The following is a 21,289-nucleotide window of genomic DNA, read 5'->3' on the forward strand; positions in this document are numbered from 1 at the left end:
AAAAGAAACCCCTACCTTTCGGCAGGGGTTTTCTTTTTTAAAAAGTATGATTTAGTTTAGGTTTATTGCTTGTTTTATGAAATGTTAAGTCAAATATATGGATTTTTTATGAAACACAATATTTTTATTAAAATTATTTGTTTTTTCTTTCGTTATCAATTAATTGGCTTGTAAGCAGATATTAACCTATCCATTATTTCGCCGCTACCTTTTCAGATTCTTTGCCAGATTATATTTTTTATTAGATTTCTACAAAAACATTTCATTTCAGATACATTTAGCTTTTTTTAATCAAATACACCTCCTTTTTTGGCTAATTTTGTCGAAAACAATTTCAATACTGTTTTCTTATGAAAAAAGCTATAACATTACTTTACCTTTTTGTTATTTTTCCGCTTCTCGCATTTGCCCAATCTGTACCTGTTAGCATTCAACTGGCCGAAAAGAATCAAAGCCCGATTATTGGTGCAACCGTCAGCATTGTGAACCGTGCCGATACCACCAGAGTTATTAATGCAACCACAGACACCCTCGGTATTGCCCGGTTCAGTTTACAGGCTAATGCACAATATAGCCTTAAAGCAACTTCTATTGGCTTTAAATCCTTGCTGAAAGGTATCCGTACTGCTGATAAATTTACAACCATCAGATTTGTAATGGAGCCGGATAACACATTGCTGGGCGATGTAGTAGTTACCGCCCGCAAACCGCTCATGCAGCAGGAAGACGATAAAACAATAGTAGACCCCGAGCCGATAGCCAATACCAGCACGAGTGCGTACGAAATAATGGAAAAAATCCCGGGCTTATTTTTAGATCAGGATGGAAACATCTACCTAAGCAATTCCAGCCCGGCAACTATCTACATTAACGGACGTGAGCAAAAGATGAGCACTGCCGATATCGCCTCTATTCTAAAAAGTCTACCCCCCAACAGTATTGAGAAAGTAGAGATTTTGCGTACCCCATCAGCAAAATATGATGCCAGCGGCAGCGGAGGTATCGTCAACGTGGTTCTGAAAAAAGGAGTAAAAATAGGCTTGACCGGCAGTGTGAATGCCGGCATGAATCAGGGCCGGTACGGAAACCAGTTTGTAGGTGCAAGCCTGAATAACAGCAGCGGCAAACTTACCTCATTTTTTAATCTTAATTATTCGCACCGAAACAGTTTTGAGGAAATAGAAACAACCCGCCGTTTTTCGGCCGACAGAGAGTTGTCGCAAAAAGCATTGACTACTTTCCCTGGTAATATGATTTATACCGGTTTTGGCTTCGGATACGAGCTTAATAAAAAATGGGAGCTTAATTATGACGGGCGCCTGAGTTACAATCAGAATAATTCTTCGGCAAGCAACGAAAGTGTAATCCGTAATCTGAACACGGCAGAAATTGTAACCGACAACATCAATACTACCAGCAGCCGGGGTAATAACTATTCGGTTAATCAGGGTGTTTCTTCTAAATACAAGATTGACTCTCTAGGCTCTGAGTGGACAAGCGATGTATCTTACAACTATTTTAATAACAAGACCGATCAGGTTTTCAATACGGCTTATGTTGTACCTGCCAACCCAGCAAGAGGCGGCACGGGTGATTTGGGCAATACCCGGAATTTTCTGGCAGCACAAACCGATGTCAAATTCAAGCTTCCTTATAAAGTCACGTTAGAGTCGGGCCTTAAAGCCTCTTTTCAGGTTTTCAAAAGCGCTACGAACTATTACACCAAAGCCGGTGATTTGCAAAGTATTGATTTCTCAAGAACTAATGAGTTCAATTATAATGAGCAGATTTATGCCGCATACGTACAGGTATCGAAGAGTTTTGGCGAATTTATTCTGAAAGCCGGAGTAAGGCTTGAAAATACCAACATGAATGGGCATCAGATTATTCCAACCGACACCTCGTTTAAGGTTAAAAGAACAGACCTTTTTCCGTACGTTTATCTGAGTCGCAAATTAGCCAGAATTGCAGGATATGACATGCGCGCCTATCTGGTGCATCGCCGTTCTATCACACGTCCGGTTTATGAATACCTCAATCCTTCACCACGCTTTATTGATCAGTATTTGTATGAAGTCGGGAATCCTTCATTAAGGCCGCAATTCACACAAAACTATGAAGTAAATATCAGCGTGGACGACCGCCCGATTTTTGCAGTAGGCCGTAACTATACCCAGGATATTTTTACGAATGTAATTTACCAGAACCCGGCCAACCCAAGCCTTGCCTACCGGACCTACGACAACCTGGGCAAAAACCAGGAGACTTACTTCAGAATTTTAGGTGCTGTTCCTCCTGTTAGCCGCTATTTCTTCGTAGCCGGAGCCCAGTATAATTATAATGACTACAACGGTTTGTATGAAAACGCTCCCCTGTCTTTTCAAAGGGGCAGCTGGTCTTTCTTTACTTTTCATCAGTTTAAGCTGGATAAACTCACCAACATTAGCCTGAATGGTTTTTTCCGGATGAAAGGACAACAGCAGTTTTATGAATTGAGCAACTTCGGCAATTTGAATCTGAGTATTAACCGACAGTTTTTTGATAAAAAACTTATGGTCAATCTCAGCATGAACGATGTCTTTTATACCAACAAAAACGATTTTACTATCAATCAGGGTAGCATCTCTGCTTTTGGATCCCGTCGGAGCGATACACGCAGGGTTGGCCTGAACCTGCGGTATAATTTCGGATTAAGAAAAAGAGATGAACGCAGTAATCCGTTTAATTTCGAAAATCTGGAGAAAAGTAGCAATTAAACCACTCTATGTCGTGAAATTTTGCTAAAAACGCTTTAGCAATGTTCGATATTTAAGAGAATTAGTTAATTTTCGGCTCTATTTCAATATCTAACATTTATTAAACCTCATGACCTTTAAAAACATCTTCAAAAGCAAGACTCCTATCTTGCTTTTATCTGTTGCTTTGGTGGTTTCCTGTATGCGTACCTCTACGACCAAAGATAAGCCAATCGTAGTTACGGAAGACCCCGTACAGGCAGTTGCTAAAGCGAAAGAAATCCGCGAAAAAACGGCAGCTAAATTAACCGATGGGCTTCAGATGACACTCTGGGCGTCTGACTCGCTTGCTCCTGACCCCGTTGCCATGACCATTGATGACTGGGGACGTGTGTATCTGACCCGTACTAACAGACAGAAAAACTCTGAATTTGATATTCGTGGGCACCGCGACTGGATGACACCATCTATCGGCTTACAAACGGTTGAAGACCGCCGCGCTTTTTTAAAGAGCACTTTCGCTCCTGAGAAAAGCAAGGAAAACGAATGGCTGAAAGATTTGAACGAAGATGGTTCACACGACTGGAGAGACCTGGCTGTTGAAAAAGATGAAATCTGGCGCATTGAAGATAAAAACGGAGATGGCATTGCTGATATCTCTACAAGAATACTGAGTGATTTCTCAAATGAAATCACGGATGTGGCCGGAGGGATATTGGTCAGAGAAAACGATATGTTTGTTGGTATAGCTCCAGATGTGTGGCGTTTGACAGACAAAAATGGAGATGGAATACCAGACTCTAAAACTTCTATCAGCCATGGTTATGGCATTCATATTGGTTTTAGTGGCCACGGCATGTCTGGACTAATAGAAGGTCCCGATGGCAGAATTTACTGGAACATCGGTGACATCGGCGCTAATGTTACTACTAAAGACGGCAAAAAACATGAACACCCCAACTCGGGTATCATAGCACGCTCAAATCCTGATGGCAGTGATTTTGAAATCTTTGCTGCAGGGTTACGCAATACGCATGAATTCGTTTTTGATGAATACGGTAACCTGATTTCGTCAGATAACGATGGTGACCATCCCGGCGAAAGCGAAAGATTAGTACACGTAGTAGAAGGCTCTGATGCCGGCTGGCGCTCTAACTGGCAATACGGTAAATATACTGATCCTAAAAATAACAAATACAAAGTCTGGATGGATGAAGGCTTATACAAACCACGTTGGGACGGACAAGCCGCGTACATCATTCCGCCAATCAGAAATTACCATAACGGCCCTACCGGTATGGTCTATAACCCGGGCACAGCCTTAGGTTCTGAATGGAAAAACAAGTTCTTCTTGGTAGAGTTTGTGGGTACTCCTACCCGCTCACACATCTGGTCGTTTGGTCTTAAACCTAAAGGTGCCTCTTTTGTGTTCGACAGCGAAAAAGACGTAGTAAGCGGTATTTTACCGACAGGTATCCGTTTCGGTCCGGACGGAGCCCTTTACGTAGCCGACTGGATTAACGGTTGGGGAACCAAAAACTATGGCCGTGTATGGAAAATTGACGTAAATGCCGATAAAAACGACCTGAAAGCGCAAAGGGAAGAAACCAAACGATTAATGCAATTGAAATATCCGGAACAAACGGATGATCAGTTATATACTCTTTTGTCATACGAAGACATGCGTATTCGTCAGAAAGCTCAGTTTGAATTAGCCAAAAGAGACAAAAATGGCTTTGCCATATTCAACAAGGCTATTGCACAAAAAGAGAATCAACTGGCACGTATTCATGGCATATGGGGCATTGGTCAATTGTCGCGCTTAAATAAAACCTATAGCATTCCTTTGGGAGCACTACTGGACGACAAAGACGAAGAGATAGTAGCACAAGCGGCGAAAATAATCGGAGATGCTCGCATTAATACATTTGGTGGTCTTTTGATTCCATTATTAAAAAGCTCAAACGCACGTGTGAGATTCTTTGCAGCAGAGGCATTGGGACGCACCGCTAATCAGGAAGCCGTTGCTCCGTTGATTGACCTGCTGAAGGCCAATAATGACACCGATTTGTATATCAGACATGCGGCCGTTTTAGCCTTGTCGAGAATCGGGCAAACGGATCAGATTATTGCTTTGTCTAACAATTCAAGCAAGGCGCTCAGAACTGCGGCTGTGCTGGTATTAAGAAGATTAAAAGATCCGAATGTTGCTGTATTCTTAAACGATACTGATGAGTACATTGTAGCAGAAGCGGCAAGAGCTATTAATGACGACCTCTCAATTGACGCCGCTTTGCCTGCATTAGCCGCAACTTTGAAAGACAAACGTTTCAAATCTGAGGTTATCATCAGAAGAGCCATTAATGCAGCTTTGAGAGTAGGCGGAGAGAAAGAATTAGATTTATTGATTGATTTTGCCAAAAGAACCGATATCAAAGATGAATTGAAAGCAGAAGCACTGGCGACACTGGGCTCGTGGGCTAATCCATCAGTACTTGACCGTGTAGACGGCCGCTATCGTGGTAAAATTGAAAGGGACCCGGCGTTAGCCAAAAACAAGGTGTATCCTCATATTGCCGGGTTTTTGAAAGAAAAAAATCCTGAAACGCTGATTGCCGTTGCCGGTCTTTTAGCTGATTTGAATATTTCAGATGCCAATAGCCAATTAGTTGCTATATATGACGCCAGTACTGATGCCAAAGTAAAAACCGCCATATTATCTGCATTAAACTCGTTGAAATATCCGGAAATGGATGTGGTAATGAAAAAAGGAATGGACGACAAGGATGAGAACGTAAGAACGGCCGCCCTGGGATTATTAAATAATTCGAACGTAACGAAAGAGTCTTTACCTGCTATAGTGAACTCTATCTTTACGAAAGGAGGTATAAAAGAACAGCAACAGATGCTTGCGGTACTTACTAAAATGGATGCAGACAAAACACAGGTAATACTGGAAGATCTGGTTTCTCAACTTATTGATAAAAAATTATCGCCGAATATCGCATTAGAATTGAAAGAAGCGGTTGATGCGACCGGTTCCGAAACACTGAAAGCAAAACTGACCGCTAATAGTGCACATAATTCGCCGATGGACGAATTCAGAGAAGCACTATTCGGAGGCAATCGTTTTGCCGGAAGACAATACTTCAATACCAATTCGACCGGGCAATGTGTCAGATGCCACTCTTTAGGAAATGTAGGCGGTGCCGTTGGCCCTCCGTTGACTTATATAGGAGATGTGCTTAGCCGTGAACAGATTCTGCAGGCCTTGATTGAGCCTAGCGCAAGAATTTCTCCTGGCTTTGGCTCTGTTACAATCAAACTAAAAGACGGACAGGAAATAACCGGTACACTGGCTAAAGAAACAGAAACAGAATTGACTATTACCACTTCTGATGCTGAGCCGTTGATTATTCCGGTAGCTCGTATTGCCAAAAGAGAGAACATGCCGTCGGGTATGCCTCCCATGGGCATGCTGATGTCGAAACGAGAAATCAGAGATATGGTGGAGTTTCTTTCCAGCCTGAAAAAGTAAACGCATTGCTTACTCAAAACAAAAGAGCTGCTCGAAAAGCAGCTCTTTTGTTTTGAGTAATTATTTAAGTATGGGCTCCAGCGCCTCGCGGTTCTCAGAGAGCCAGACGGTTATATCTTGCACAATCTGTTCTATACCTATCTCCGGTTTCCAGCCCGTCAGTGCCGTTACTTTCGAGTTGTCGGTAACATATAATCTGATATCAGCCGGACGATTCTCAGCGACCTGACTGATCGGAATAGTTTTACCGGTAACTTTCTGGCATATCTGTGTAAGTTCCTGTAAAGACGCGCTTACTTCAACACCCCCACCCACATTCAATATTTCACCGTTTATTTGATCTATGTTGTGCAGCTGCCAGTCAATCAGGCGATACAGGTCGGCTATATGAAGCATATCACGGGTTTGTTTACCACTACCACCATAGCCAATATAAGAAAGTTTTTGCTCAAAAAAGTGTTTGGCAATCCAGAGTACCATTACGCCCTGATCTACCTTACCCATCTGCCAGGGGCCTGTCAAAACCCCACAACGGTTGATAACCGTTTTCAGATTATAGAATTCGTTGTATTCCTGAATGATTAATTCAGAAGCCAGTTTTGTTGTTCCGTATAAAGAGCGGGCACCGTCGAGTGGGAAATCTTCAGCAATACCTTTTGACGAAACACCTTTAACAGTCTGGTTATCGGTTAATTCAAAACGCGTTTCAGATTCCGAAAAATCCAGTGTTTCGATGGTTTTTATCGGATAAATCCGGCTGGTAGAAAGGAAAATAAAATTGGCCTTGCATCTGACCGCATAGTTAAGGCAATTAACCGTTCCGAACAGGTTGGTATTTATCAGATAGTCAGGAGACCCGTTCAACCCTGCCAATACAGAAGGCTCGGCCGAAGCCTCAATAACAGTGTCTACTTCAGGCAATGAGTCAAAGTCCTCTTTGCTTCGGATATCGCCATGAATAAATGTGATTCCCTGTTTTCCCAAACGCGCCACATTTAATTCAGACCCTTTTCTTTTAAGATTATCAAGACAGAAAATTTCGTAAGACGGGTAATTTTGTTTTAACGCAATAGCCAAAGCAGAGCCCACAAATCCGGCCCCTCCTGTAATTAAAATACGCATATTTCAGGGTTTATGTATAATCAATTATTTGCCTGCCACGGAACCCGTTTCAGGTTAATGTTTTCGGCCTGTCGAATCACCAAAGGAACTTTCTCTACTTTAACAGAGCTACTATCCAAGCCAAACCACTTATCTTCTGACGGCGTAAATTCTTTAATGAAGAAATAGGCTTTCATTATCATATTTTCAAAGAAAGACAGCTGATTATCATAAGAAAGAAATTTCTCAAGAACCACAAAACGGAAATCGCCAATTACATTGTGTTTATTTAATGACTCATAGCGGCTTCTGATATCAACTTCTCCGCACTTCACCATATCTTCCAATACTTTTTTAAAGTATAGATTTATTTTATTGGGAACTCTGAAACCTAAGCGGAAATTCACCTTGTACACATCGTCAGGAGCAATTGCTTTTACCTTATATTCCATTGTATATGGGTCGTCGAGCGTATCCACATGCACAAACCAATATACATCGGCCCGTTTAGGTCGTTTCTGGAAAATAGAATAGATAATTTTATTCTCAATCTCAGATGCACGCGAGGCATTACTTAAAAATACCAGGTGAGTGGCATATTTTGGAACGGTAATGTCATTGCTTAATTCTTTTAACGAGTCAATGTATTTATCAAGTTTTTCATATTCTGTCAAACGCGCCTTGATTTTAGAGGCACTCAGCCAGATATACATAATTGAAATCATGATAACAGCAATAAGCATTGACACCCAGCCACCGTGAGTAAATTTCTGCAGATTGGCAATTAAAAAACAGGCTTCGATAAATATGAATAAACAGAAATAGATAAGAACCAGCCACATATTTACCTTTTTAGCGTACAAATAATAACTGAAAAGGAACGTGGTCATCATCATGGTCAGTACAATGGCCAGGCCGTATGCGGCCTCCATCAAAGATGATTTCTGAAAGTATAAGACTACTCCCACACACCCGATGTAAAGCAGTATATTCAGGCTTGGTACGTAGATTTGTCCTTTCTGATCTGACGGGAAGTTGATTTTTATTTTAGGCCATAAATTCAGTCGAATGGCTTCTGAAATCAGGGTGAACACCCCCGTAAGCATGGCCTGGCTGGCAATAATGGCTGCCATGGTGGCTATAACAATACCAAAAGGCAAAAACCACTCCGGCATAATATCGTAGAACGGATTGCGGGTATCAATCGTTTGACCTTTCAATTGCATTACATACACCCCCTGCCCGAAATAGTTGAGCAACAGGCAGATTTTAACAAATATCCACATAATGCGGATATTGGCCCGGCCCACATGGCCCATGTCTGAATATAACGCTTCTGCTCCGGTGGTACACAGAAAAACAGAGCCAAGTAAAAAGAACCCACCCGGATGGTGTGTCAGAAGCCGAAGCCCGTAAACAGGATTAACAGCCTTAAGTACGTTCAGGTCTTTGGCAATATTCAGAAAACCGAAAATGCCGAGCATAATAAACCAAACCAGCATGATTGGCCCGAACGCCCTACCCACAACATTGGTACCCAGAGCCTGAACCAGAAACAAAACAGATAAAATGGCAATAACAATAGGAACGGTCTGTATATCAGGATATATCTTGGTAAGACCTTCAACGGCTGATGATACAGAGATTGGTGGTGTGATAACACTATCGGCCAGCATGGTACTGCCCCCGATAATAGCCGGGATTGTTAACCATTTGGCATGGCGCCTCACGAGTGTATATAAAGAGAAAATACCCCCCTCTCCCCTGTTATCGGCTCTTAAAACAAGGAATACATATTTAAAAGTAGTTTGAAGCGTGAGTGTCCAGAAAACACAGGATAAGGCCCCGAAAATGATTTCTTCATTGATTTTTTCGGTACCTGCAATGGCTTTTAAAACATAAAGAGGAGATGTTCCAATGTCACCAAAAACAATACCTAATGCAATGAGAAATCCGGCAACAGAGATTTTGTCAAGATTGTGGTGGTGGTGGCCACTACCATTACCGCTTAACGGTTGATTCACTTCCATTTTGGAGAAAAATTAAAAAAAGTTCGCAAATATATCGCTTCAATGTGAATTCCGATAAAAATTAAATGAAAATGTTTTGAGAAGTCACATTAGTTGTCGTTTTTGTGTATATAATATAACAATTTTTAGAGCAGATTAATTTTATAAAATAATAAAATCTTGATTATCAATTATGTATGAAAATATAATTTATGAGGTTTCAGAGAATATAGCAACCATTACGCTGAACCGGCCTCAGGTATATAACGCACTGAATTCGCCTCTTATAAATGAAATAACAAAAGCGGTAGAAACAGCGGCAGATAACGACGAGATAAGAGCAATTATTTTAACCGGAGCAGGCAACAAAGCCTTTTGCTCCGGCGCTGATTTAAAGGCAGGACTCGAAAATGGGCCGGCTCCTTTGGGAGATTCGTTAAGAGAAAATTATAACCCAATGATTCGGGCTATCCGCAATGCTGAAAAACCGGTTATATGTCGCCTGAATGGCGTTGCTGCCGGAGCTGGTATGTCGTTAGCACTGGCCTGCGACATCATACTAGCCAATGAAGAAGCATACCTGAGTGAATTGTTTGTAGGAATAGGTTTAATGCCCGATGCCGGCTCAATGTTTTTTCTGCCACGTATCATCGGCATGCAAAAAACCTTTGAACTATGCAGCACAGGACGCAAAGTATATATGGACGAAGCCCAAGCTATGGGTTTGGTGAGTAAAGCCGTACCTTATGAAAACCTAGATGATGCAGTAAATGAACTGACCTCTTTTTATAAAACAGCCGCGACAAGATCAATAGGACTAATGAAAAAAGTGCTGAATCAAACATTTGACAGTACCCTTGACGAAATACTTGAACAAGAGGCTGTCAATCAGGACTTACTGGGCAAGACGCACGACTTTGCAGAGGGAGTAATGTCTTTTTTGCAAAAAAGAAAGCCTGCATTTAGAGGTAAATAAGAACCCAATGAAAAAAAGAACACTTTTCGTGTTCGGATATTTTCAGTGAATCGCGTATTTTTTTCTATTTTTGCAGACTATTATCAAAAAATTAAACACGACCCCAAATGAAAAAAACATTCCTGCTTATTGCTGTAGCAGTGTCTTCAACTTTTGCTCTTTTATCTTGTGAAGAAGGCGGTGGCACTCTTGTTAATCCTGATGGCGCTAAAACAATCAAGTGCTATGTCGACGAGTTTAAATACACTGAAGAGGGAAAAGAGATTGTCACTAAGTTTATGTATAACGACAAAAATTTGCTTGTAGCCCAAATACAAGGAAAAGACAGTACCCGATTTGAATATGATTCACAAAATCGTTTGACAAAAATGACAATTAGTTCAGATTTCGGGTTTGATGAAAATATAAAATACACGTATGATACTAAAGGGAACATTGCTAAAGCAACATATAATAGCATGGGACCAGCACAAGAGGATGGCCCTTCGGAATATATCTACACAACCAATGCAAAAGGTCAGGTTGAAAAAATCACTTATGTTTCTGAAGAAGAAGAAGGCGCAAGTACATTTTTCGAATATGATTCAAAAAATAACATAAAGAGTATATCTGTTGGCGCTCAGGGTGTAAAAGTTAAAGTATTGGAAAACACAAGTTTTGACGATAAGCCGAATGTCTATAGTAACGCGAATCTTTCAAAAGCATATCTAGTACATACAATATTGGGTGTTCTTTTTGGTGAGAACCTTACAACATTATTCAATGCAAATAATGTTGTAAGCAGTAAGTGGACTTCACTATTTGAAGAGGAAGAAGTTAAGGCCTCTTATAAATATGAATATACCGCAGAAGGATATCCGTCCAAAATAAAGATTACAACTACCTTAGGAAAAGAAGCTCCACAGGAAAAAGAAGAAATTTATACCTATAAATGCAAACAATAATAAAAGGCCCTGAGAAATCAGGGTTTTTTTATTGTCTGTTTAAATCGATTATTTTGATACGATTTGAAAAAGATTAAATTCACCCGATAAACTCTCAAAAGAAACCACATGCATTTTTTCAAGAGAAAATCGAATCCCCGCACTGATGCCGAGTATCTCACGGCGTATCAGACAAGCGGGGATTTGAATTTGCTCGGAGAATTGTATGAAAAACACATGGAAATGGTCTTTGCGGTTTGCTATAAATACCTGCGCGATGAGGGAGAAAGCAAAGATGCCACAATGGAGATTTTTGAGCAATTGATTCAGGATCTGAAAAAACATCAGATAAGTAATTTTAAAAGCTGGCTACACAGTGTGGCACGTAATTATTGCCTGATGCAACTGCGAGAAAAGAAGATAAAAGTCGGAAGTTTGGAAGTTTTGGAAGATGGCTTTATGGAAAAAGTAGACCTGGTGCATCAAACAGATGAAAGCACGGATTTAGAAACTGATTTGCAAAAACTAGAAGCGTGCATAGAAAAACTGGGAATTGAGCAAAAAAGCTGTGTAGAAATGTTCTATATCCAGAGTAAATGCTATAATGAAATAGCCGAACACACAGGTTTTGAGTTGAATAAAGTAAAGAGTCATATTCAGAATGGTAAGCGGAATTTGAAAATCTGCATAGAAAAAACAAATAATGGCTAAGCAGACTAAAAGAACACTTTTGAAACAAAAAACTCTTACGGCCGAAGATTTAAAACGATACGAGGCCGGTGAAATGACGTTTCAGGAAATGAATCGGGTAGAAAAAATTCTGCTCGAACAGCCGTTCTATGCAGATGCCTCAGAGGGATTCAAAAAATTCAAAGAAGACACAATAGCTACACAAAAAAATACGGAAGATTTAACAGCCAGACTTCGGCAAAGAGTCGGAAAATCTGTAATAAGCCGAAACCCGGGCTCAAAAGTTACAAGACAGTGGTTGCCAACAGGGATAGCTGCCGCCTTGCTAATTGCTTTTGTAGGAGTATATTATTGGATGAAAGACCCGGCAGAAAAAACACAGGTTTCGGCTTTAATAAAACAAGAAAGCCCGCACGATAACATACAGGAACCGACATTAACGGAATCAACAATAAGCCCTGAGGAAAGAAAAAAGAACACAATAAAAAACAAACAGCAAGATTTACCCAAAACAACGTCAACCACGCATAAGAGCCAGGAGGCAACAGAGTTCGCTGGAAAGGGCGTTGAGACGATTATAGAAGAAACAAAAAATACCCGGAGAGAAAAAATAGCAGAGGGTTTGCCATCGACACCATCGGCGAGTCCAACTGCGGGAGACAGCAAAGCTAATATAGAAAAGGATGAATTAATAGATTATACCCTCCCGAAAATTGGAGAATCCAGATTGGGTACGGCTACTATAACTGCTAAAGTATTGGATGAAGACCACGAACCCATAAAAGAAGTAACGGTTCATATAAGGGGTAAAATTACGGGTGTAAAAACCGATGACGAGGGCCTGTTCAATTTGAAAGGCGCCAGAAGAGGAGACATCATTGTATTTAACAGTCTTTTGCTTCCCCAGATGGAAATACCATTAAAAAGTGTTGAATCTGGCACGGTGATATACAGCAAACAAACCATAGACTTACAGAATAAGCCAAAAATTTCTGTAAACAGCCCTAATGAAATTATATTTGAAAAAAAAGCCAGTCCTGCAAAGCCCGAATACGGCTGGGAAGCATTTGAACTATATCTGAAAGAAAATATAAAAGTGCCGAATGGTCTGCTGAAATCTGGAACTAAAGGGCGAGTAGTGGTTGGTTTCAAAGTAAGCGAGAAGGGCGAATTATCCGATTTTTCTATTATCAGAAGTCTGGGTTCCGGTTATGATGAAGAGGCCATCCGATTAATAAAAGAGGGCCCGGAATGGTTTCCGGCAACAAAAGATGAAACCCCCATATCTGGCTCAAAACAGGTAGTTGTCCGATTCCGATAGAAATACGTTGTCAGTTAGGGTATAAACAAAGCGTTGTTTCAAAAAGCCGTTATTTTGTTCCTCTGGTCTGACTCTCTGCATACTTACTCATAAAGCTCCTGACATTTGAAAAACCAAACTCCTACATCAGGTTAATAAAACAAAGAAGCCGCCTCAATTAATGTTTGAGGCGGCTTCTTTTCGTTTATACTGTATATGCCTTTACGGTTTCAAAGAAACACTTCACTTTTTCAGGGTCAGTATCCGGGTATACTCCATGCCCCAGATTGGCGATGTATCGCTGTGTTCCGAATGCCTTCAGCATTTTTTTGGTATGTTTCTCGATTTCCTTAAATGATGCATATAAAACACAAGGATCCAAATTGCCCTGTAATGTTTTATCCGGCATCATTTTTCTTGATTCTTTAATATCCATATTCCAGTCAATACCCACAACCGAACAGCTCAGTTTCGACATTTCCTTACGGGCAAAAAAGGCTCCCTTGGCAAAAACGGTTACCGGAACTTCATTAATAGCATCGCAAATCTGTGCTATATAGGGTAATGAGAACACCCGGTATTGATCCGGCGACAAGATGCCCGCCCATGAATCGAAAATCTGCACCAAATCGGCCCCGTGGCGCGCTTGTGCTTTTAGGTATGCAATGGTACTGTCGGTTATCTTTTGAAGCAGCAGATGGGCTAGTTTGGGCTGAGAGTAGAGCATCTTTTTTGCAGTCGAGAATGTCTTTGAGCCGCGGCCTTCTATCATATAGCAAAAGATGGTAAACGGCGCTCCGGCAAAGCCAATCAGAGGAACCCGCCCGTTGAGCTCTTTTTTTACTATATCAATCGCTTCCAGTACATACCCCAGGTCTGTCTCGGGTTCACTTACCTTAAGGTCATCAATATCTTTTTTTGATTGTATTACTTTCGGGAAAACCGGACCACGCGCTTCTATCATTTCATAGGGTAGCCCCATGGCTTCGGGCACTACCAGAATATCCGAAAAAATAATGGCTGCATCCGTTTTCAGTATATCAACCGGTTGAATCGTTACCTCTGCCGCTAATTCCGGTGTTGTAGCTAACTTTATAAAACTCCCCGCCTGTGCTCTTACGGCACGATATTCAGGTAGAATTCTACCCGCCTGGCGCATCATCCAGACAGGTACACGCTCTACATGCTCCCCTTTGGCTGCACGTAAAAGTAAATCGTTTTGTAATTTCATGTCGCAAAGATAAAAAAAACAAAAAGTACTGCTCGGGGTGGCAGTCATATTTATATAAAAAAAGCCATGAGGGCAATCCTCATGGCGGTCAGTTAACCTGAAAGTCGTTGTAATTCTACTAGGTGTTTGTGATTCTAATTATTTTACAGCAGTTAACGGTGTAAAATTTTTTTCTTTCAGGAACTTACTCTTTCACCTTGTTTTCCTTCGAAAACCGGGCTCGAACTTCTTAATAAAGTTCTCTATATTTTTTTCAGGCTCACATTATTTTACGGGTTCCGTATGCCTGTGTATTGCGTTCTGATGCTTATTTTCTGCACTAATTCTGATTTACTAAATCCGAAAGTTTCTTAAAAATAAAAAGTTATTTTGGTTACGCCAATATTTTTACCTCTTTTTTTGTCCGAGGTATTTATCCCACCTCTTCATGCCTTAAAAGTTTTTATGCATTCTCCACCCTATTCAGATGGTTTTTATTTGCTAATAGGCTATATAAACTGCTCTTTCCTCTAAAAAAACACATATTTTTTGTTAATTATAAAACTATAAAGCCGTTTTTTCCTGATTTTTGTAAACAGCATTTATATTAACAAATTCGAATACACAAGATGAAGATTTCTATGATTGGTGCAGGAAATGTAGCCTGGCATTTAAGTATTGCTTTAGAAGATCATCACAACCAGATATGTGAGGTGTTCAGCCGAAAGCAGGCCAAAGCAAAGGCACTTTCTTCTATGCTCTATCAAGCGGTGCCTAAAACAGATCTCGATTTTTCTGAAAGTAAAGCTGAAGTTTTTATACTTGCTGTTTCTGACGATGCCATTGCCGAAGTTTGTTCAATGCTGGTCTTACCGGAAAACGCTATTCTGGCGCATACTTCAGGAACAAAAAGTCTGGCAGATCTGCAAAGTCTGCTAAATGCTCATCATGATTTACCTGTCAGATGTGGTGTATTTTATCCTTTAATGACTTTCAGTATTCAGAAGAGAATGCAAATGAAAGAGGTGCCTTTTTGTATTGAGGCAGACGAACCCGCTGCTGAAAAACAGTTGGTCACATTGGCGCAAAGCATGAGTAACACGGTTTATCTTATTAGCTCCAGAGAAAGGAAGGTTTTGCATGTGGCTGCTGTTTTTGCCTGCAATTTCACCAATCATTTGCTGGCACTGGCCAAGGAGATTACCTCTGAAGAAAACCTGGAGTTTGATTTACTTAAACCTCTGATCAAAGAAACTTTTCAGAAAGCGCTATTGGCGGAACATCCGGCCGATGTACAAACCGGGCCAGCCGTGCGTGGAGATAAATCAACTATCCATAACCACCTGATGTACCTGAATGACCAGCCGGATTTGTTCGAAATATATGAAATATTAAGCGACAGTATTCGCAAATGGCATTCCTGAAAAAGAAAATCATCAGCCTGCAAACAGACTGATGATTTAAAAATGAACCCCTGTAACTGATTAATACAGCCCTTCGCAACGATTGATACAATCCAAGTCTTCGAAAGCTATTTTCAGACGGCTTATCATGCTTTCTTCGCCTTTGCGAAGCCATACACGTGGGTCATAGTATTTCTTGTTCGGAGAGTCTGCTCCTTCAGGGTTTCCTAACTGAGCCTGCAGATATCCTTCTTTGTCTTTGTAATATTTCAGGATTCCTTCCCATGTTGACCATTGTACATCAGTATCAATGTTCATTTTTACCGCACCGTATTTAATAGCTTCTCTGATTTCTTCACGTGAAGAACCAGAACCACCATGGAATACGAAGTTGACAGGTAAATCTCCTGTGCCGAATTTTTCCTTGATATAATCCTGAGAGTTTTTCAGAATAATTGGCTGTAACTTTACATTACCCGGTTTATATACTCCGTGAACGTTTCCGAATGCGGCTGCAACAGTGAAGTTCGGAGACACTTTCTTTAGTTCTTCATAAGCATATGCCACCTCTGATGGTTGGGTATATAGCTTTGAGCTGTCAACATCCGAGTTATCCACGCCATCTTCTTCTCCACCTGTTACACCTAGCTCAATTTCGAGTGTCATGCCTAATTTGGCCATACGCTCAAAATATTTCACACATATTTCAATGTTTTCTTCAATAGGTTCTTCCGACAGGTCAATCATATGAGAACCGAATAGTGGTTTTCCATGTTGGTCGAAATATTTTTCTCCTGCATCTAACAAACCGTCTAACCACGGCAATAATTTCTTCGCACAGTGATCGGTATGTAAAACCACCGGAATACCATACATTTCGGCAATCTGGTGTACATGTATAGCTCCTGAAGTTGCTCCGGCAATAGCGGCTTCCTGATTTTTATTTGGAAGAGATTTTCCTGCATAGAAAGATGCACCACCATTTGAGAACTGAATAATAACCGGCGAATTCACTGCTTTTGCAGCCTCCATCACACCGTTTACTGAGTTTGTTCCCACAACATTGACCGCCGGTAGGGCATAATCGTTTTCGTTGGCATGGCGCAATAAAGCAGCAAGTGCTTCACCTGAAACTACGCCCGGCTTAATCAAAGATTGACTCATGTTACGTTTTTTGAATTTTAAAGAGAAAAAATGTTATTATAAATATGTAGATGAAGCCTATTATAAATTTTATGCAAATTAGATATTTTTGAAAAATTAGTTGCAGAAAACAGTGAAAACTTTACTTTCCGGCTGTTGCATCCTTCGTATAATTAAAGCCCATGAATACAGAAAAAGTCTCATTTCCCTTCATATAACGCCTTGATATCGGCCTGAATCTCTACTTCTTTCAGGTTCGTTTTTTTCTTATCTGTTATTCTCCATCTGTGCAACCATGAAAATCCGCCTTTTACGAGAACTGTGTCCGGGTGTTTATACACTTCATCTTTCAGTGCTTCGTCAAGCGTGATGAAAGTGTATCCCCTGTCGGTCATTACCTTGCACAATTCGTCAAAATAATCTGCATTCAGTGCGTTTGCATGGCAAAGAAAAATATGCCTGATAGGCCGGCCGATTACTTCCTGAGTATATTTTTCGTAGTACTCAAAATATTCTATATTATGCTTAATGTACTTCTCTGCAACATCTTTCATTAATTTTTGGTTTCCGGCTTTCATGGCGTCCATATAAACCTTGTTGTAATACCAGTCGTCGGCTTCAATAGTAACCGGAGCATTGATGTACTCGTGGTCTTTCAATACCTTTTCGAAACCATATCGCTTCGCACTATCGGCTCCTACATGCAAAAACGGATAGCGGAAATACTTTTTATTATGATTATACTTTTTGTTGAGCCTGGTAGTTATGATTTCTCCCTTCAATAGATCGGCCGTAAAATCCTCGAGTGAGGTATTGGTAAGCGACGGGTGGGAAAACGTATGATTCCCCAACAAATTGCCGCTCTCCAGCCATTTTTCCAGCAGTGCTACTCTGGCATCAATTTCGCCGATTTTCAGCGCCATTGTTTCATTCACAAAACCCACTGCCTGGATATTATTTTTTCTGATTTTTTGTAACAGCTTATCGGTTGACTCCTGCGCATGTTTAAGTGACTTCTCGCCTACAAACGGCAAATCATCAATTGTGATGGCAATTTGCTTCTGCGCATGGGCACGTTCCAAACATAGAAAGACGAATAAAGTAATGATCTTTTTCATAATAACAGAAAAGGGGCGCGAATGCGCCCCGAATTTTTTTTTATTTTAAGATGGTTTTCATCATCAAGTCGGCTACGAACTGGTTTCCGGTGTCATTCAGATGCACTCTGTCGGTTGTCAATATACCCGACTCTTTGTTTTGAGGATTATTTTTCAGGTTATAGCTTAAAAATTCCTTTCTTAAATCTATCAGCGGACAATCATATTTAGAGGCAATATTCCTGATTAATCCTGAATAATAGTTAAGGTCTCCATCCTGCGGATTGCTGCTGTCGGTGCGCTCACCGATTACTGCCGGTGTACAGCAAATAACTTTGATGCCTTTCGATTGCAGTTTTTTGATGATGGCATTATAGAAACCTGTAAATTTATCAGCATCGGTTCCTGTACCATGGCTTGTTTTGTGCCATACGTCGTTTACCCCTATATAGATAATTACAACATCAGGGTTTTGTGCCAGTACATCTTCTTCCATACGCAGAAATAAATCATAAACTTTGTTTCCGCCAATGCCTGCGCCTATCAGCTGATACTTGCTTTTGATACCCTGTTTTTCAAGAGATTCTTTCATTTTTGTGATATAACCTCCGGGGCCAATGCCCGCCTGGGTTATAGAGTCACCAAAGAAAATCACTTTGGTTGGTTTATCCTGTTTCATTGAAAACATTACTATTGACAGAAAAAATAGAGAGAGAAATTTCAGAGAGTTTTTCATTTATTTGAGGGTTGAATCGGTTACACTATTTTTATGCGGCTAAAATTAGTCTTTTTGGTGGTATTGTCAAAGGCCGGATTAATTGCCTGGTTATTTTTTAATTTGTGTAAAAAAAACACTTCTTTCAAAAAATAAAATTTCTATTTTTGATACGGTTTTGTTTCTCATCAACATCTTATTGATATGCTTACTGTAATAGCCAAGATTCTGGTAAAAGAAGAAAAAATTGAAGAAGCCAAAAGCTCTCTGTTTGCTTTGGTAGCGCCAACTTTGGAAGAAGCCGGCTGTATTGATTATGTGCTACACCAAAGCAACGACAACCCTAAAATGTTTTTCTTTTATGAAAACTGGACAGACAAAGAAAGTCTGGAAAACCATCTGGCTAATGTACATATCGCAGAGTTTTCTGCCAGAGCTGAAGATTTGCTAGAGTCGCCGGCAGAGTTGTTTTTCTTATCTAAAGTATAAAAAAATCTTAAATCAGTTGTTTCCAGGTACTCTTGATATAGTTGTATTTGAGAGTACTGGGTAGGGCTTTCCAGAAGTATTTGTTGATTTCTACAGCAAATGAGGGCTGCATGTAACAATTGATTACGCACCCTTCACATTCTTTCAGTTTTCCTTCCATTGCAACAATTTCCTGCACGGCTGCAGATTGGTACAATTCGTACAGATTGTTTTCTATCGTAAAATTTTCGGTGCCTAAATGATAACAAGGCAACACCAGTTTGTTTTCGGGAGATATTACGAGTGTGGTTGATGCCGCTTTGCAAACGGGATTATCTATATGATTGCCCCCATTCTGGCGAAGGCTTATAAAGGCTTCATTCAGGTACACATTTTTTTGTTTGCCCCACCACAAAAGTTTTTTAAGGGTTTCTTCTGAAAGACTTCCACCCGTTTCTACTGCATTATAATCAAAAACCGGATTGAGTATCAGTACCAGATTATTGGGTAAGGTAATCTCTTTCCACACACGCTCAATTTTTTCTACATTTTGCTCAAAAACTGTAAAGAGTATGTCGGGTCTTTCTCCGATCGACTTCGCAATTTCAATAGATTCCATTATTTTATCGAAACACTTAACCCCTCTCGATTGGTTATGTTCTTCTTCGTCTGGCGAATCCAGTGAAAAGTGAAGCATGTCTATTTTTCCTCTTAACCGCTCGGCGTATTTCGGATACAGCAAACAATTGGTTGTTACTGTGGTTATCATTCCGGCACTTTTGGCTTCTGATAACAAAATATCCAGTTCGCGATGCAGTAGAGGTTCACCACCTGTAAAATCAATAACCTTTACCCCTAATTTTTTAAGGTCTCTCAGGTTTTCTTTGAAATTCTGAATGGTGATATATGGGGAGGGCTTCTCCCATATGTCGCAAAAACTACAGGTAGCATTACATCGATATGTAATGTAGTAATTACACAATACAGGATGCTTGATAAGTCTCATACTATCTAAAACTTAGTTTTGTGGTGGGTGATAAGTATGATTTTACCCTACAACAGATTAAGCAAGCATCTTCAATAAGCTTGCCAGCTTATCTTTTAAATCTTTTCTATCGACTATAAAGTCAAGAAATCCGTGGTCCAAAACAAACTCGGCAGTCTGAAAGCCCTTCGGTAATTCTTTGCCTATGGTTTCTTTAATAACACGTGGACCCGCAAACCCAATAAGTGCCTGGGGCTCTGATATATTGAAATCGCCCAACATGGCATAAGAAGCGGTTACACCTCCGGTTGTCGGATCTGTCAAAAGCGAAATATATGGAATACCTGCCTCTGCCAACTGTGCTAAACGCGCAGATGTTTTTGCCATCTGCATCAAAGAGAAACCTGCCTCCATCATTCTGGCTCCACCAGAGCGCGAAATCATCAGAAATGGTATCTTATGTTTCTGGGCATATTCTATAGCCCTGGCTATTTTTTCACCTACAACCGAGCCCATCGAGCCCCCTATAAAACCAAAGTCCATACAGGTAATTACAATATCAGAGCCGGCCATCTTTCCATGTGCCGTGCGTGCTGCATCTTTTAAACCTGATTTCTTTTCGGTCGAACGGATTCTATCCGGATAGGGTTTCGTATCTACAAAATGGAGCGGGTCACCTGAACGCAAATTAGCATCTAATTCTGTATAAACACCTTCGTCAAATAATATATTGAAATAGGCCTCCGAGCCAATTTTTTCGTGGTAGTTACAATGGATACATGTAAAAGCATTGTTTTTGTGCTCACGCGTATGCATTACTTTCTTACAATTCGGACATTGATACCACAATCCGTCAGGAGCTTCGCGCTTCATTTCGGTTGGTGTCTGAATCCCTTTGACAGTTCGCTTAAACCAAGACATATCAGAAAAATTCGTTTTGAGGGGTCAAAGGTAAATAATCTTAGGTTTTGATTTAAAGCTTTCTTCTTAATTTTT

16 protein-coding genes are annotated in these 21,289 nt (G+C 40.5%); 8 read left to right on the top strand and 8 right to left on the bottom strand.

Annotated elements, in window-relative coordinates:
• The first annotated feature begins 350 nt into the window (after positions 1 to 350).
• Entirely contained in the window at positions 351 to 2,756 is a 2,406-nt protein-coding gene (locus tag AC1RRY_RS14560; protein ID WP_492819540.1) for a TonB-dependent receptor, read from the top strand.
• A gap of 109 nt (positions 2,757 to 2,865) precedes the next feature.
• Positions 2,866 to 6,273 carry a DUF7133 domain-containing protein gene (locus AC1RRY_RS14565; protein WP_492819538.1) on the top strand — a complete coding sequence of 1,136 codons (3,408 nt, stop codon included), beginning with the start codon at positions 2,866 to 2,868 and terminating at the stop codon, positions 6,271 to 6,273.
• A 60-nt stretch (positions 6,274 to 6,333) separates the two neighbouring features.
• On the opposite strand, the gene AC1RRY_RS14570 is transcribed toward AC1RRY_RS14565, so the two are convergent.
• Together AC1RRY_RS14570 and AC1RRY_RS14575 are read right to left on the bottom strand one after the other, a co-directional pair.
• Positions 6,334 to 7,395, bottom strand: a complete 1,062-nt coding sequence (locus tag AC1RRY_RS14570; protein ID WP_492819536.1) for an NAD-dependent epimerase/dehydratase family protein — start codon at positions 7,393 to 7,395, stop codon at positions 6,334 to 6,336.
• Positions 7,396 to 7,415: 20 nt separating this feature from the next.
• A complete protein-coding gene (locus AC1RRY_RS14575) occupies positions 7,416 to 9,404 on the bottom strand; it encodes a KUP/HAK/KT family potassium transporter (RefSeq protein ID WP_492819534.1) in 1,989 nt (662 codons plus the stop codon).
• Between the two features lie 172 nt (positions 9,405 to 9,576).
• On the opposite strand from AC1RRY_RS14575, the gene AC1RRY_RS14580 reads away from it, so the two are divergent.
• The 4 genes from AC1RRY_RS14580 to AC1RRY_RS14595 all read left to right on the top strand — a co-directional run bounded on the left by AC1RRY_RS14580 (position 9,577) and on the right by AC1RRY_RS14595 (position 13,293).
• Positions 9,577 to 10,359 (top strand): enoyl-CoA hydratase/isomerase family protein, encoded by a 783-nt coding sequence (locus tag AC1RRY_RS14580; RefSeq protein WP_492819532.1) that lies wholly within the window; start codon positions 9,577 to 9,579, stop codon positions 10,357 to 10,359.
• A 107-nt stretch (positions 10,360 to 10,466) separates the two neighbouring features.
• Positions 10,467 to 11,303, top strand: a complete 837-nt coding sequence (locus AC1RRY_RS14585) for a hypothetical protein (protein WP_492819530.1) — start codon at positions 10,467 to 10,469, stop codon at positions 11,301 to 11,303.
• Between the two features lie 108 nt (positions 11,304 to 11,411).
• A complete protein-coding gene (locus AC1RRY_RS14590; RefSeq protein ID WP_492819528.1) occupies positions 11,412 to 11,993 on the top strand; it encodes an RNA polymerase sigma factor in 582 nt (193 codons plus the stop codon).
• Positions 11,986 to 13,293, top strand: a complete 1,308-nt coding sequence (locus AC1RRY_RS14595) for an energy transducer TonB (protein WP_492819526.1) — start codon at positions 11,986 to 11,988, stop codon at positions 13,291 to 13,293. Before AC1RRY_RS14590 ends, AC1RRY_RS14595 begins: the two co-directional genes overlap by 8 nt.
• 184 nt (positions 13,294 to 13,477) lie before the next feature.
• Here AC1RRY_RS14595 and hemE read toward each other — a convergent pair whose 3' ends face one another.
• Positions 13,478 to 14,503 carry a uroporphyrinogen decarboxylase gene (gene hemE / locus AC1RRY_RS14600; protein ID WP_492819524.1) on the bottom strand — a complete coding sequence of 342 codons (1,026 nt, stop codon included), beginning with the start codon at positions 14,501 to 14,503 and terminating at the stop codon, positions 13,478 to 13,480.
• 599 nt (positions 14,504 to 15,102) lie between these two features.
• Here hemE and AC1RRY_RS14605 point away from each other — a divergent pair.
• On the top strand, positions 15,103 to 15,906 hold the full coding sequence (locus AC1RRY_RS14605; RefSeq protein WP_492887644.1) for a Rossmann-like and DUF2520 domain-containing protein: 804 nt from the start codon (positions 15,103 to 15,105) through the stop codon (positions 15,904 to 15,906).
• A gap of 60 nt (positions 15,907 to 15,966) precedes the next feature.
• Here AC1RRY_RS14605 and fbaA read toward each other — a convergent pair whose 3' ends face one another.
• The 3 genes from fbaA to AC1RRY_RS14620 form a co-directional block, all read right to left on the bottom strand.
• Entirely contained in the window at positions 15,967 to 17,049 is a 1,083-nt protein-coding gene (gene fbaA, locus AC1RRY_RS14610) for a class II fructose-bisphosphate aldolase (protein ID WP_492819522.1), read from the bottom strand.
• 179 nt (positions 17,050 to 17,228) lie between these two features.
• Positions 17,229 to 18,146 (bottom strand): polysaccharide deacetylase family protein, encoded by a 918-nt coding sequence (locus AC1RRY_RS14615; protein ID WP_492819520.1) that lies wholly within the window; start codon positions 18,144 to 18,146, stop codon positions 17,229 to 17,231.
• A 40-nt stretch (positions 18,147 to 18,186) separates the two neighbouring features.
• Positions 18,187 to 18,861 (bottom strand): SGNH/GDSL hydrolase family protein, encoded by a 675-nt coding sequence (locus AC1RRY_RS14620; protein WP_492819518.1) that lies wholly within the window; start codon positions 18,859 to 18,861, stop codon positions 18,187 to 18,189.
• Positions 18,862 to 19,044: 183 nt separating this feature from the next.
• Here AC1RRY_RS14620 and AC1RRY_RS14625 point away from each other — a divergent pair, with 183 nt between their 5' ends.
• On the top strand, positions 19,045 to 19,329 hold the full coding sequence (locus AC1RRY_RS14625; RefSeq protein WP_492819516.1) for a putative quinol monooxygenase: 285 nt from the start codon (positions 19,045 to 19,047) through the stop codon (positions 19,327 to 19,329).
• Between the two features lie 7 nt (positions 19,330 to 19,336).
• Here the strand turns inward: AC1RRY_RS14625 and AC1RRY_RS14630 are convergent, their stop codons facing one another.
• Together AC1RRY_RS14630 and accD are read right to left on the bottom strand one after the other, a co-directional pair.
• Entirely contained in the window at positions 19,337 to 20,314 is a 978-nt protein-coding gene (locus AC1RRY_RS14630) for a radical SAM protein (RefSeq protein WP_492819514.1), read from the bottom strand.
• A 57-nt stretch (positions 20,315 to 20,371) separates the two neighbouring features.
• Positions 20,372 to 21,214, bottom strand: a complete 843-nt coding sequence (accD, locus tag AC1RRY_RS14635; RefSeq protein ID WP_492819512.1) for an acetyl-CoA carboxylase, carboxyltransferase subunit beta — start codon at positions 21,212 to 21,214, stop codon at positions 20,372 to 20,374.
• Between the last annotated feature and the right edge of the window lie 75 nt (positions 21,215 to 21,289).

Source organism: Emticicia sp. GW821-FHT11C11 (assembly GCF_058808615.1).